Raw genomic sequence first — 13,967 nt, 5'->3', positions numbered from 1 at the left:
TCTATATATGAAAGATAATTTTAATTTATAGACATCAAAGAGGAGAAATGATAAAATATTTGAAGAAATAACATAGATGAGGAAAAGATAATGAATGTAGTAATTGGACGGTTAATTTTGTTTGTTAATACTGTGATAAAGCATGATGTTAATTATAATATAGCAATGTTTATTATTCAGCGCTATCCCAATATTGATGATTTAAGTGTTAAAATGATAACTGATGAATGCTTTGTATCACGAGCAAGTATTCATAGATTTTGTGATTTATTTGGTTTTCATTCATGGTTAGATTTTCAAAATGAATTAATCAAATCCAAAAATGTAAAGATGAATCAATTAAAAAGTAATTATACTTTAACATATCAACAAAATTATTATCAACGTATCAATGAAATTTATCATGATGATCATCATATCAAAAATATGATTCAAGATTTATCTCAAAAAATCAAAGAGAGTCAAAGAATTTTTTTATTTGGAGCCATATACCCTCTTTCTTTATGTGTTGAATTTCAAACCAATATGATAAGTATCGGGAAAAAAGTATATGTCGATTATAATAGCTTAGAAAATATCCCATATGATTTTAATGAAAATGATATAACGATTATTCTAAGTGCGAGTGGAAGATATATAAGAGAATGTTCAAAGAAATTTCATCAAATCTATTTTTCTCCATCCTCAAAAGTTTTATTAACACTTACTGATCAATTTGAAACGTTAGATAAAATAGATTATTATATTCAATTCCCTCAAACACCACAAATCTATGATTATAATTTTTTAGTTATGTATTTTTTAGAATTATTATTTTGTGAATGCTTTTTAAATGAATAGGAGAAAATAAGTATGGGGATGATAATAAGTAAAGTACAAACGATAGTTGATACATACAGTTTTGATCATGTTTACTATCAGATTGCACAATATTTATTAAAACATTTAGATGATGTTTATAATATGACATTAACTTCACTAGCTACAAGCTCATTTACTTCACGTTCTTCAGTTTTAAAATTTTGTCATGATATGGGGTTTGAAAGCTGGAAAGTTTTTATTAGTCATTTAGCAAGTGAGATAGAGGACCGTAAGTCTCTTAATAATATTATAGAAATGAATGTCAGTTTAAATCTTGATAGAGATTATCCAAAAATGACAAGAAATCAAGAACATTATTTTCAAGAATATGATGCAGGGATATCACATGAAGTAATTGGCAAGATTGGTCAAGACATTGTTCAGGCTAAACGGTTATTAATTTGTGGCGAGGATAATTTTTGTTTGTGTTTGAGAGAATTTCAAACCTTTTTATCTTTTCAAGGTAAAGAGGTTTATATTCGTTCAATGTTAAATAAAAAGGATATTAATCATTTATTGGATACATTTGATAAGGATGATTTAATTTTTATTATTGCTCCTAATGAGTCTTTTGAAAGTTTATTAGAAAGTCATGAGTTTGATGAAATTATACAATTTAAACAACTTATGAATATTCCTATTCAAAAGGTCTTTATTGGACAAAAAAGTATTTTGAATATTAAATATTTAGGATGTACATTTATTGGTATTCCTTATACAACAGATTATTATTTATATTTGTTTGCTATTATAGATTTCGTTTATAAGTTAAGTTTTGCCTATCTGCAAGCTAAAAATATAAATAATAAAAAATAAATTTGTTTAATTAACAAAAACAGTCTACATATAAAGATTGTTTTTTTAATTATGAACAATTGAATAAATTAAGGAAAAAGAAATCAACATAAGTAAAACGCTTACATTGTAAATTGTGTTAGAATATGTGTAGTTGGTAAAATCAATTAGAGGAGGAAAGTAAAGAATGAAGAAAAAATTCGTTGCAGGTATTGCAGCCTCAACAACTGCATTAAGTGTACTTGCTGGCGGAACTGTAGGTGCTGCTGAAACAAAAGCCTACACAAAAGTCATTAAGGATTATTACACAGTCGTTAATGGGAAAGAAGAAACAAGAAAAGTAGCTGTTGTAACGAATCCAAATGGAGGGAAAACAATTGCTTCATTAGTCCAAGAAAAAGATGGAGAACAAAAAGATTATATTCTTGAAGTCGAAGACGGAGAATATACTTATGCCTTCAAAGATATGGACAAAGATGGGGAATTGGATAAGTATGAAGATTGGCGTTTGACTGTAGAACAAAGAGCAAAAGATCTTGCTGATCAATTGGTTAATGATACTGAAATGGTAGAAGTTGTTGTTGATAAAGATAAAAAGACAACAGTTGAAGTCCCTAAAGGTATTACAAAAATTGCTGGTTTAATGTTGTTTAGTTCGCATGAAGCTGTAAGTAAGAACGGTTTAACAGATTCACAAAAAGATTATTTAACTAACAGTTATGTAAGAAATATTACTGATGCTGCAGGAAATGATGTTAAAGATGCAGTCGGATGGACAAATGCAATGCAAGCGTTCATTGAAGAATCTGATTTCAATGTTCCAGTTGATTTTTCATCTGACCCTCGTTCAACTGCTGGTTCTGGAGATTTATATTCAGATAACGTTGCAGGTGGATCTACTGATATTTCTAAATGGCCATCTAACTTAGGATTAGCCGCAACATTTAGTGAAGAACATATGTATAATTTTGCTAAAGCTTCATCTGAAGAATATAGAGCTTTAGGGATTGCTACAGCTTTAGGACCACAAATGGACTTAGCTACTGAACCAAGATGGTTACGTAATGGTGGAACATTTGGTGAAAATTCTAAATTATCTCAAACAATGGCACAAGCTTATGTAGATGGATCACAATCGACTTATGTGAATGGCAAAGATGTTGGTTGGGGAAAAGATTCAATTAACTGTATGATTAAACACTTCCCTGGTGATGGTGCTGGTGAAGGTGGACGTGAATCACATACAATTGCTGGTAAATATGCTGTTTATCCTGGTGGAAATTATGAAGAATTCTTAAATCCATTTAAAGCTTCATTTAAATTGAAAGGAAAAACTGGTAGTGCTGCTGCTGTCATGACTTCTTATTCAATTGGAATTAAAGCTGATGGAAGTCCATTAGGTGGAGAACGTGTTGGTAGTGCTTATAGTTCATGGAAAATGAATTTATTAAGAAAAGATTTAGGTTTTGATGGGGTTGTATGTACAGACTGGGGTGTAACTTCAGATGCACCAGTTGAATTATCAATTGGTGGATTAGGTATGTCTTGGGGTGTTGAAAACTTATCGATTAATGATAGACATCATAGAATTTTATCAGTTGGTGGAGATATGTTTGGGGGAAATAATGATAATGCACCAATCTGTTATTCATATGATAAAATGGTTAAAGAAGATGGTATTAATCAAGCAAAAGCTGTATTTGCAAAATCTGCTGAACGTTTATTAACTTTAACTTTACAAACTGGATATTTTGAAAATCCATATTTAGATTTAGATGAATCAATTGCTAGAGCAACTCAACCGGAAAATCAAAAAGCTGGTTACCAAGCTCAATTAGATTCTGTTGTTTTATTAAAAAATAAGGATCAATTAATTAAAAAAGCAAGTCAACAAACAAAAGCTCCTAAAGATATGACTGTTTATATTCCTCATTCAGTTGATGATGCACAAACTGCAATCTTTGGAAATAGTCCTGCTAGTGTTGTAACTCCATTAAATTTAGAAACAGCAAAAGGAATTTATGGAAAAGTTATTACAGATGAAATAACAATTGAAAAAGATAAAGCTGGAAATTTAACAAAAGTTAATGTGAAAACTCCAGATTTAAGTGATGTAGATATGGTTATTGTTGGTATGAGATCACCAAATAATGGTTCTCTATTTAGCAAGGCTGGTATTCAAACAAAAGATGGAAAATCTTCATTCTATCCATTATCATTACAATGGTCATCTTATACAGCAGATGGTAAAAATGTAAGAAAAACATCAATTGCTGGTGATATTGTAGATGGTAAACAACAAAATAGATCTTATTATGGAAATACATCTAAGATTGCTAATGAATATGATTTAACAGCATTTAACAATGCTTATGAAGCAGTGAAGAAAACTGGAAAGAATATTCCAATTGTTGCTTCAGTTAACTGTTCAGGTCCAGTTATTTTAAGTGAAATTGAATCAAGATGTGACGCTATTTTAGCTAGCTTCTCTGTTAGTGATCAAGCTATCTTTGATATCATTAATGGTAAGAGTGAACCTAAGGGGTTATTACCAATGCAGTTCCCTGCTAATATGGATACTGTAGAAGCAAATAAAGAAGATGTTGCTGGTGATTTAGTATGTTATAAAGATGCTGAAGGTAATACTTATGACGTTGCTTATGGTTTAAACTGGTCTGGTCTTATTGATGATGATAGAGTTAAAACTTATAATCCTGATCGTCCTGTTACTGATAAAGTAAAAGATGACAACAAGGATCAAAATCAAGATAAAGATCAAAATAATGATAAAGAACAAACACCAGATAAGAGTGAACAAGGTAAAAACCCACAAACTTCTGATGAAACAAATATTTTACCATTTGCTGGGTTAGCTTCTTTAGCACTTATCACAGGTGTAGGAGTATTCTTAAAAAAGAAAAAAGAAGATTAATTTAAAGCTTAGGCACACGTAAAGTGTGCCTTTCATTAAGGAGTTGTATTATGTTAAAAAAGTTGTTATCTCTATTGTTGGTATGCACTTTTCTTTTAAGTGGATGTCAAAAAGAAGCAGAAAATCATTATTTAGGGAATTTACATTTATCTTATCAATTAAAAGGTGAGAACAATCAAAAAGAATATGAATTTTTTTATGGTTATGCTTTTAGAAAGTATTTAGCCCAAGTCCAAAATGCCTTAGGTGATGATAATGCAAATGTTTTACCATTCCAATTAAATGATAATATTAATTCATTAAAAGATCAAAAATGCACAATTGAAGGATATCAAGAACAAAGTTGGGAAGGCTATTTTGCTAAGCAGGCATTAGAATATTATAAAGAAATTAATGCGTTATATAATGCAGCTAAGTCTGCTCAAATGACAGTAACTACAGATATAGAAAAAGAAGCTGATGCATATTTTGCAAGTATTGAAAAATATTGTCAACAAAATAATATTAAATTAGATGATTATTTACATTCTATCTATGGAATTGAAGCGAATAAAGAACTCATTATTAATCAGTATCAAAAAATTACCTTGGCTAGTCAATATTCAAAAAAACTTTTTGTTAATCCTACTCAAACAGAAGTAGAAAACTATTATTCAAAACATCAAGATATGTTTGATACAGTCACAATTCGTTATATAGCTTTTGAAAAAAATGATGAAAATAAAAAGATTATTGATGCTTTTGTAAATCAAAAACATACTGAAAATGAATTTAAAGCATTTGTTTTAAAGCATATTGATGAATCATTAAAAACATATTATCAACAAACAGATTTAAGTTTAAGAGACAATCTAAGAAAAGAAGATTTACCAAATTATTTACAAATTCCTTTGTTTAATAATTCAATGCAAAAAAATGAAGTGAAAATGTATGAAGGTGATAACAGCTATGATGTTGTTATGTTTCTTAAACGTGAAAAACCAATCTATCATCAAGTAAATATTTCTACTATTTATTTAGATGCAAGAGAAACTGATACATCTTCTATAACAGATAAACAATGGACTGCTTGTCAGGAATTTGCTAATGAATTATATAAGAAGCTAAAGGCAGAAGATCATTTAACATTGGATATATTTCATCAATATAATCAAAAATATTCTGATTATAAAGAGAACAATGGAGATTATGAAGGGGTATCTAAACGAGATAGTAATGCAGAGATTGAAAAGTGGATTTATGATTCTTCACGTCAAAAAGGTGATATGGCTGTTTTAAAAAGCACACATGGATATTCTATTGTTTATTTTATAGGTCAAGGTGAAAAGGAATATTATGCGAATGCTTTAAAAGCTTATCAAAATGAACAATATGAACTTCAAATAAAAAAATTAAAAGATACAATTGATGTCTCTATTTAAAAGGAAAAAATCTTTATTTTGTTTTTATTTTAAGACAATAGCTTCCATGCTATAATAAGCATATAAGGAGTGATAAAAATGAGAATGGTTGATTTGATTCAGAAGAAAAGAGATGGATTAGAATTAACAGATGAAGAAATTCATTTTATTATTGAAGGCTATACAAATGAAAAAATTCCTGATTATCAAATGAGTGCGTGGATGATGGCAGTTTGTTTTCAAGGTTTAAATAAGCGTGAAACAGCAACTTTGACAAAGGAAATGATGCATAGTGGTGATATTATTGATTTAAGTGCCATTGCTGGAGTGAAAGTTGATAAACATAGTACAGGTGGTGTTGGTGATAAGACTTCTTTAGTTTTAGGACCTATTGTAGCTGCTTGTGGTGTTCCAGTTGCAAAAATGAGTGGTCGTGGTTTGGGACATACTGGTGGAACATTGGATAAGTTAGAATCCATTCCCGGATTGCATATCATGATTAGTGAAGAAGATTTTGTGAAACAAGTGAATGATTGCCATCTAGCCATTATTGGACAAAGTGCACATTTAGATCCTGCTGATAAAAAAATGTATGCCTTGCGTGATGTCACAGCAACTGTTTCGTGCATTCCATTAATTGCTTCTTCTATTATGTCTAAAAAATTAGCAGCAGGGAGTGATGCAATTTTATTAGATGTTAAATATGGTGATGGAGCATTTATGAAAACAATTGAAGATGCAAAAATCTTAGCACGTACAATGATTGAAATTGGTGAATCACTTGGTAAAGATACACGTGCAACGATTTCGAATATGTCACAACCATTAGGTAATGCCATTGGCAATAGCTTAGAAGTTAAAGAAGCTATTGATACCTTAAATGGACATGGACCTAGTGATTTATTAGAGCTTTGTTTACAGGCAGGAAGTCATATGCTTGTGCAAGCTCAAAAAACTGATTCAGAAATAGCAGCAAGAAAAATGTTGGAAGATGTTATTGCAAGTAAAAAGGCGTTGCATACACTATGTGCAATGGTAAAAGCTCAAGGTGGCGATGATGAATATATTAAGCATCCTGAAATGTTTGAAAAAGCCAAGGAAGTTATTGCGATTAAGAGTTTTAAAGAAGGTTATGTGAAAGACTTAGAAGCGATGACTTTAGGACTTGTCAGTATGAAGTTGGGTGGCGGTCGTCAAACAACGGATGATGTCATTGATCATAGTGTTGGTATAGTTTTAAATAAGAAGATTGGTGATTTTGTTAAAAAAGATGATATCTTACTTTATGTTCATACAAATCATGGATTAAGTGAAGAACTAAGACAAGAGATTTTAAGTGCATATCATTTTAGTGATGATTTTGTTGCGCATCCTATTTTGATTGATGAAGTTTTATCATAATAATCGTCAGAAATGACGATTTTTTTTCAAATCTTGTTGTTTTTGTTTTCAATAAAATGAAACTTTTGTATAATAGAAAACGGTGGTGATTATTATGGGGAAATTTCTATTTTATGATATTGATGGAACATTAATGGGAAAGTCAAAAAAGGTAACAGAGAAAACAAAGTGGGCGATTGAACAAGCTCAAAAAAATGGACACAAAGCATTTTTATGTACTGGGAGAGCACCAACATCTATTTCTGATGATTTAAAAGAGATTCCTTTTGATGGAATTATTTGTAGTGCTGGTGGTTTTGTTATTATTGATAATGAATTTATTTTTGAAAACTTTATGAATCAATATATTTTATCAGAAGTCATGACATTATTTATTAATAATCATATTCTATTTACTTTAGAAACAAAAGATGCTTTATATCAAACGCCTGGAGTTAATGAATTCTTTGATCAAAAGCATTTAAAAGATTGTGAAAACAACTTAGAACTTGCAAGATTTTTGCAAGTCAGACGTGCAAATGAAAATCGACGTCCAGTCAAAGATTTTAATATCTTAACAACTGGTGTAACTAAAGTTTGTTTTATTGCACCACATAAAGATGATTTTTATAGTTGTGCTCCTTTCTTAGAAGAATTCTTTAATATTGTTATTTTTTCTAAGGAAGAAGATGATTTTGTCAATGGTGAAATTATTCTAAAATATTGTACAAAAGCAGATGGTATCATTAAAGTCGTTAATCATTTCCATGGACAAATGAAAGATACAATTGGTTTTGGAGATAGTATGAATGATTATCAAATGTTAGAAGAAGTAAATATTGGTGTAGTTTATGAAGGTGCCCCACAAAATCTGAAAGATTTAGGACAATATTATTTTACTGATCCTGATGATGATGGAATTTATAAAGTTATGAAGGAAATAGGTCTTATTGAAGAAGCTTAGGCTTCTTTTTTGATAAATTTTTTTCAATATAAAAGATACGAATTGATAATTTATGATAAACTCATTTCAATCTTAAAAATAACCCCTCATGAAAGTCTTGCTTTTGATAAAATGAAGTCAAGAGGAGAAACTTATCAATCATATTCTTATTACTTTTCTGCTTTTCTCCTCTTGAAGGAGGATATTCATGAAAATATTATTAGTTTGTAATGCGGGTATGTCAACAAGCATGTTAGTCTCAAGAATGGAAAAAGCTGCTCAAGCACGAGGATTATCCATTGAAATTCAGGCCGTTCCTATCACGAAAGCAGAAACAATGCTTAAAGAATGGGATATTGTTATGCTGGGACCACAAGTTCGTCATCAGCTCAATTATTTGATTAAAAAAGCTGAAGGGCAAACACCAATTCAAGTGATTGAAATGCGTGATTATGGTATGATGAATGGAGAAAAAGTCTTAGATGCAGCATTAAAGGTCATTGGCGAATAGCCAATGACCTTAATCAATATAATTTTCTAAACGATATTTTAAATGTTTATCATAATTACGATTAAAATAACATGCATATAAGCAATCAAGAAGGTATTGTAAAGAAATGCGGGAAGAAAAAGAGGCAATCTTTTCTTCAGAATCTTCATAAGAACAAAAATAAAGATGGTAATCTACATATTGGGATAATTGATTTTCATGAGTAGAAGAAATCAAGACAATTGTGGCTTCACTTTGACTTAAATCTTTCATTACATCTAATAACCAAGGTGTTCGATTGGCATAAGAAATGACAATCACAACATCATCTTTTTGACAAGTGGCTGCACACCAATGTTGATAATAAGATTGTGTATAAACTTCAACTCGTTTTCCAATTTCAAGCATATTTTGTTGAAAACATTCAGCCATAAAGAAGTTACCGATGGTTGGAAAGAGTGAGATATGGTTGGCTTGGTCAATGATTTGAACGACTTTTAAAAACATTTCTAAATCAATGAGGTTGAAAGTTGATGAAAGGGTTTGTTCATATAAGGTTTTCATCTGATGCATAATTTCATAGTGAGTTGCATTTTTCTTAAATGGATAATTGTAGTCAGTTTGTTTTTGTTCATGTAAATAGGATTCATATTGTGAAGAAACAAGCATTTTTAATTGTGATAAACCAGTCAATTCTAGCTTTTCGATAACTCGATAGATAGTTGAAACAGATACAAAACTGCTTTTAGCTAGTTGGTGAACATTGAGTTGAATGATATCTTGAGGATGTTCAAGGATAAATTGAGCAAAGATTTTCTCAGTATCAGTAAAATTTTTATAGTGTTTAAGTTGGGAATATATATTCATAAAATCACGTCCTTTTTTTAATTTTAACATAAATTTCTTAAATAGAAAAAAATAAAATAATGACGCATAAAAGAATATAATAAGATTATCTAAGGAGGAAATTATGAAATATCAATTAATAGCGTGTGACTTAGATGAAACATTATTAAATAGTCAACATCAAGTCTGTCAAAGAAATATAGAGCTTATTAAGAAAGCTAAAGAAAAAGGAGTTAAGTTTGTTCCGGCAACAGGAAGATTATATCAATCAGTACAAGGGTGTTTAAAAGAATTAGGTTTATATGATGAAGAAGGAGAATATGTTTTATCTGCTAATGGAGGAGTTTTAACTGAAAATAAGAATAATCGTATTTTACAGATGAAAGGTTTATCTTTTGAAAAGATGAAAGAACTTTTTGATTTTGGTAAACACTATGATGTTTGTATAGCTATTTATACTATTCAAAATATTTATGTTTATCATTTGAATGAAAATGAAAGACAAAGAATGAACAATCAAGGGATTCAATATATTGTTTTAGAAGATGATTGTCTGGATGCTTTAAAAAATGATGATATTGTAAAAGTTTTATTTGAAACACGAGATATGGAATATCTTCAATCATTAGAACCATTAATGCAAGATATTGTAAAAGATGAAGTTGATGTTAGTTATTCATCAATGCGTTATATGGAATTAAATTTAAAAGGTGTTAATAAAGGACAAGGATTACATGATTTAGCTAGATTATTAAATATTCCTATTGAAGCAACGATTGCCGTTGGTGATAATTTTAATGATATGGCAATGCTAGAAGCTGCTGGATTATCGGTTGCAGCTGGTAATGCGGTAGAAGAAGTGAAAGCATTATGTGATTATACAACAAAGGCTGATTGTAATGAAGGTGTTGTTGCGGAATTAATTGAAAAATTCATCTTATAGTCTTGTTTTTCTTTTGAAGGATTATGTGGTATGATGGTTGTATAAAAGGATAAGGAGGGATAATATGGATATTGTTATTTCAAGAATTTTAAAATATTTAAATGGTTGTTTAGATAATGATCATATGTACAAGATTGGTTTGTTTATTGTTAGAAATTATGTTGAGATGGAGGATTATGATTTACAACGACTAATGAAAGAAGGACATTTTAGTGAGGATGAAGTTCTTGATTTTTGTCGCCATTTAGGGTTTGATACATTTGAAGATTTCCAGCAACAGTTGGTTTCTGATTATATGTTACGTGTTTCACAAATTAGAGCACGTATGTTAGGTGTGTCAGCTCAACAATTACTTGAAGGTCTAGACCCAACTTATTCTAAAGATGATTTAGTTAAAGAATTAGAGGAGATTTGTGAGTTAATCTTTAAGAAGAAACGTGTGATTATTATAGGAGCACTTTATCCGATGAGTATTGCCGTTGATTTCCAGACTGATTTTATTACTTTTGGTAAAGAAGTGATTGAATATCATCATTTTGATAATGATTTTTCTTTTCATAAAGATGATATTGTTATTTTTATTAGTGCTACAGGAAGAACAATGGATGCTTATTTAAGAGAAAATATTGATCAAAATATACAGTCTGCTTCAATTATTTTAATGACTCAAAATGTAAAATATAAGAAATTTGAAGATTTACATGCTCATTATATTATTCAAGTACCTGGTAAATTTGATGGGGTTCAATTTAATTATCAAATTATGGCATTATTTGATATTTTAAGACTTTATTATTATCAAAAATATTATATTTAATAGGGATTTTAGACTTTAATCATTTTATTAAAGTCTTTTTTCCTGTATAATGAGGATGAGGTGAAACATTATGAATATTGCACTTATTGCACATGATAAGAAAAAAGCTGAAATGATTGAATTTGTTCAAAAATATGAAGCTGATTTAAAAGAACATCAATTATTTACAACTGGGACAACTGGATTGAGAATTATGGAAAATACACATTTACAGGTTCATCGTTTTTTATCTGGTCCTTATGGAGGAGATCAACAAATTGGTGCCTATGTTGCTGAAGGTAAGATTGATATGGTTATCTTTTTTAGGGATCCATTAACAGCTCAACCACATGAACCTGATGTAAGTGCTCTGATGCGTCTGTGTGATGTTCATCAAGTACCACTAGCTTCTAACTTTAAAGCTGGGGAATTGATGTTAAAGGGATTATTGAAATAAATGTTTCATTGATACATGAGGAGGAAGAAATATGGAGTATGAAATTATTGGGACACCTTTACCAGCTGTTGTTTGTCATTTAAAAAAAGGTGATGTCATGTTAAGTGATAGTGGTGCAATGGCATGGATGGATCCTTGTATGGAAATGGGAACAACAAGTAATGGTGGAATTGGAAAAGCTTTTGGTAGAATGTTTTCTGGCGAAACAATGTTTTTAAATACTTACACTGCCAATGCTGATGGAAAGATTGCTTTTGCTTCATCATTTCCAGGGGAAATTAGAAAGTATGATATTGAACCAGGGAAAGAAATCGTTGTTCAAAAATCAGCATTCTTAGCAAGTGAACCAACTGTAGAAAGAAGTATCTTCTTTAACAAAAAAGCTATGACTGGTATTTTTGGTGGTGAAGGTTTTATTATGAATAAGCTTTCAGGTCATGGAACAGTCTTTGTAGAAATTGATGGGGCTACTGTAGAATATGATTTAGCACCGGGACAACAAATTGTTGTTGATACTGGATATGTTGCAATTATGGATGCAACTTGTACGATGACAACACAATCTGTTCCAGGACTTAAAAATAAGATGTTTGGTGGCGAAGGATTCTTTAATACCGTAATTACAGGACCAGGACATGTTGTTTTACAGACAATGCCTATTTCAGCTATTGCTGGAAGTTTAGCACAGTTCTTCCCATCTGGGAAATAAGTCATACACATGTATGACTTTCTTTTCATTTAATGATTATTAACGCAAGTGCAAGAACTGATATTCCAGCATATTTTAGTGATTGGTTTTTCCAACGCTTAAAGGAAGGCTATGTCTATGTTAGAAATCCTTATTATCCCAAACAAATTACCAAATACTTACTTAATGAAGATGTTGTTGATAGTCTTGTTTTCTGCAGTAAAAATCCTCAGCCAATGTTATCAAGAATCTCTTTACTAAAACCTTATCACCCTTATTTCTTTGTTACGATTACACCTTATGGTCAAGAAATCGAACCACATGTTCCAACCTATCAACAAGTTATTCAATCATTTCAAGAACTTTCACGACAGTTAGGAAGTCAAAGTGTGGCTTTAAGATATGATCCTATCTTTTTAAATAAATATTATACAATTGAAAAACATTTAGAATGTTTTGAAGATATACTTTCACAGTTATCAGGATATACTCAAATATGTATTATAAGTTTTATTGATCTATATGCTAAGACAAAAAAGAACTTTCCTGGTATTCAGGAAGTTTCTTATGAAAATCAAAAGCTTTTAGCAAAAGCAATGAGTGAAATTGCTCAAAAATATCATATTCAATTAAAAACATGTGCTGAAGCAATTGATTTAAGTGCTTATGGAATACAACAAGATGGTTGTATTTCAAGACAAGTGTTAAAAAATGTTATTGGTTGTGATTTAAAAGATATTAAAACTCAACCTTTAAGATCACAATGTCATTGTTATCCAAGCCGTGATATTGGAGAATATAATACGTGTATGCATGGTTGTTTATATTGTTATGCAAATGTTGATAAGAAACAAGTCATTCTTAACTATAAGAGACATGATTATTTGTCACCATTGTTGATAGGTCATGTGCATAGTGATGATGAAATTAAACAAGCTAAACAAGAGAGTTATATTGAAAGGCAATTATCTTTAGATATTTAATAGGAAGTTATGTCAGAAAAAGTTAAATTGAGCTTATAGTATGATGATTCATTCTTTCATCAAAAAAAGAGAAGGTTATATTTGAATGCAAAGAAAAAAAATTCTTTAAAATTGGGAAATAAAGTGATTATTAAAACTGATTCACATGAAAGTTTTGATTTATGAGAACAAATGGAAACTCACTGAAAAATAATATTTTTGAGATAGATGTCGAAAGAACATCTTTTTTCTGATTATAAAAAGTTATAAATATATAAAAATTATACATATTCATGGTATAATAATAAAGCAAAAGCAGAATGAAGATATATATAAATAGAAGTTGATTACTAATATAAATGAAAAGAGATATTTTTGGGAATACAGAAATCTGTGGTTCTAGAAGTATCTTAAAATTTAGATTTTAGAGGTAAACAGTCATAACCAAAACAACAATAACAATGATTAAATAAA

At 29.9% G+C, this 13,967-nt stretch carries 13 protein-coding genes; 12 read left to right on the top strand and 1 reads right to left on the bottom strand.

All coding sequences use genetic code 11. The features are described from left to right. Positions 1–90: 90 nt before the first annotated feature. From EDD60_RS13935 to EDD60_RS13905, 7 genes are all read left to right on the top strand, one after another. On the top strand, positions 91–840 hold the full coding sequence (locus tag EDD60_RS13935) for a MurR/RpiR family transcriptional regulator (protein ID WP_066446729.1): 750 nt from the start codon (positions 91–93) through the stop codon (positions 838–840). 12 nt (positions 841–852) lie between these two features. Beyond that, a complete protein-coding gene (locus EDD60_RS13930; protein ID WP_066446731.1) occupies positions 853–1,677 on the top strand; it encodes a MurR/RpiR family transcriptional regulator in 825 nt (274 codons plus the stop codon). A 166-nt stretch (positions 1,678–1,843) separates the two neighbouring features. Beyond that, positions 1,844–4,588 carry a glycoside hydrolase family 3 N-terminal domain-containing protein gene (locus tag EDD60_RS13925; RefSeq protein ID WP_132226507.1) on the top strand — a complete coding sequence of 915 codons (2,745 nt, stop codon included), beginning with the start codon at positions 1,844–1,846 and terminating at the stop codon, positions 4,586–4,588. Positions 4,589–4,638: 50 nt separating this feature from the next. Further along, complete coding sequence (locus EDD60_RS13920) at positions 4,639–6,009, top strand: peptidylprolyl isomerase (RefSeq protein WP_066446736.1); 1,371 nt, start codon at positions 4,639–4,641, stop codon at positions 6,007–6,009. Positions 6,010–6,087: 78 nt separating this feature from the next. After that, on the top strand, positions 6,088–7,389 hold the full coding sequence (locus EDD60_RS13915; protein ID WP_066446739.1) for a pyrimidine-nucleoside phosphorylase: 1,302 nt from the start codon (positions 6,088–6,090) through the stop codon (positions 7,387–7,389). A gap of 94 nt (positions 7,390–7,483) precedes the next feature. Then, positions 7,484–8,332 (top strand): Cof-type HAD-IIB family hydrolase, encoded by an 849-nt coding sequence (locus EDD60_RS13910; protein ID WP_066446741.1) that lies wholly within the window; start codon positions 7,484–7,486, stop codon positions 8,330–8,332. Positions 8,333–8,519: 187 nt separating this feature from the next. Next, positions 8,520–8,822, top strand: coding sequence for a PTS sugar transporter subunit IIB (locus EDD60_RS13905; protein ID WP_066446742.1), 303 nt, complete (start codon positions 8,520–8,522; stop codon positions 8,820–8,822). Between the two features lie 9 nt (positions 8,823–8,831). Here the strand turns inward: EDD60_RS13905 and EDD60_RS13900 are convergent, their stop codons facing one another. Next, complete coding sequence (locus EDD60_RS13900) at positions 8,832–9,668, bottom strand: MurR/RpiR family transcriptional regulator (RefSeq protein ID WP_066446744.1); 837 nt, start codon at positions 9,666–9,668, stop codon at positions 8,832–8,834. 103 nt (positions 9,669–9,771) lie between these two features. On the opposite strand from EDD60_RS13900, the gene EDD60_RS13895 reads away from it, so the two are divergent. From EDD60_RS13895 to EDD60_RS13875, 5 genes are all read left to right on the top strand, one after another. Then, positions 9,772–10,590, top strand: a complete 819-nt coding sequence (locus EDD60_RS13895; protein ID WP_066446751.1) for a Cof-type HAD-IIB family hydrolase — start codon at positions 9,772–9,774, stop codon at positions 10,588–10,590. Positions 10,591–10,654: 64 nt separating this feature from the next. Next, a complete protein-coding gene (locus EDD60_RS13890) occupies positions 10,655–11,407 on the top strand; it encodes a MurR/RpiR family transcriptional regulator (protein WP_066446754.1) in 753 nt (250 codons plus the stop codon). 70 nt (positions 11,408–11,477) lie between these two features. Further along, a complete protein-coding gene (locus tag EDD60_RS13885; RefSeq protein WP_066446758.1) occupies positions 11,478–11,843 on the top strand; it encodes a methylglyoxal synthase in 366 nt (121 codons plus the stop codon). Between the two features lie 31 nt (positions 11,844–11,874). Beyond that, positions 11,875–12,552 (top strand): TIGR00266 family protein, encoded by a 678-nt coding sequence (locus tag EDD60_RS13880; protein WP_066446761.1) that lies wholly within the window; start codon positions 11,875–11,877, stop codon positions 12,550–12,552. Positions 12,553–12,584: 32 nt separating this feature from the next. Continuing rightward, positions 12,585–13,514: a DUF1848 domain-containing protein gene (locus tag EDD60_RS13875; RefSeq protein WP_066446764.1), complete on the top strand. Its 930-nt coding sequence runs from the start codon at positions 12,585–12,587 to the stop codon at positions 13,512–13,514. Positions 13,515–13,967: the final 453 nt, after the last annotated feature.

It is taken from the genome of Longibaculum muris, from assembly GCF_004343035.1.
Lineage (GTDB): Bacteria > Bacillota_I > Bacilli_A > Erysipelotrichales > Coprobacillaceae > Longibaculum > Longibaculum muris.
This window is presented reverse-complemented; position numbering and strand designations above follow the sequence as displayed.

Excerpts from the sequence above, each read along its gene's own strand:
- EDD60_RS13925 (WP_132226507.1), top strand. The coding sequence starts at position 1,844 with ATGAAGAAAAAATTCGTTGCAGGTATTGCAGCCTCAACAACTGCATTA.
- EDD60_RS13915 (WP_066446739.1), top strand. The coding sequence starts at position 6,088 with ATGAGAATGGTTGATTTGATTCAGAAGAAAAGAGATGGATTAGAATTA.
- EDD60_RS13930 (WP_066446731.1), top strand. The coding sequence starts at position 853 with ATGGGGATGATAATAAGTAAAGTACAAACGATAGTTGATACATACAGT.
- EDD60_RS13880 (WP_066446761.1), top strand. The coding sequence starts at position 11,875 with ATGGAGTATGAAATTATTGGGACACCTTTACCAGCTGTTGTTTGTCAT.
- EDD60_RS13910 (WP_066446741.1), top strand. The coding sequence starts at position 7,484 with ATGGGGAAATTTCTATTTTATGATATTGATGGAACATTAATGGGAAAG.
- EDD60_RS13905 (WP_066446742.1), top strand. The coding sequence starts at position 8,520 with ATGAAAATATTATTAGTTTGTAATGCGGGTATGTCAACAAGCATGTTA.
- EDD60_RS13875 (WP_066446764.1), top strand. The coding sequence starts at position 12,585 with ATGATTATTAACGCAAGTGCAAGAACTGATATTCCAGCATATTTTAGT.
- EDD60_RS13890 (WP_066446754.1), top strand. The coding sequence starts at position 10,655 with ATGGATATTGTTATTTCAAGAATTTTAAAATATTTAAATGGTTGTTTA.
- EDD60_RS13935 (WP_066446729.1), top strand. The coding sequence starts at position 91 with ATGAATGTAGTAATTGGACGGTTAATTTTGTTTGTTAATACTGTGATA.
- EDD60_RS13885 (WP_066446758.1), top strand. The coding sequence starts at position 11,478 with ATGAATATTGCACTTATTGCACATGATAAGAAAAAAGCTGAAATGATT.
- EDD60_RS13900 (WP_066446744.1), bottom strand. The coding sequence starts at position 9,668 with ATGAATATATATTCCCAACTTAAACACTATAAAAATTTTACTGATACT.
- EDD60_RS13895 (WP_066446751.1), top strand. The coding sequence starts at position 9,772 with ATGAAATATCAATTAATAGCGTGTGACTTAGATGAAACATTATTAAAT.
- EDD60_RS13920 (WP_066446736.1), top strand. The coding sequence starts at position 4,639 with ATGTTAAAAAAGTTGTTATCTCTATTGTTGGTATGCACTTTTCTTTTA.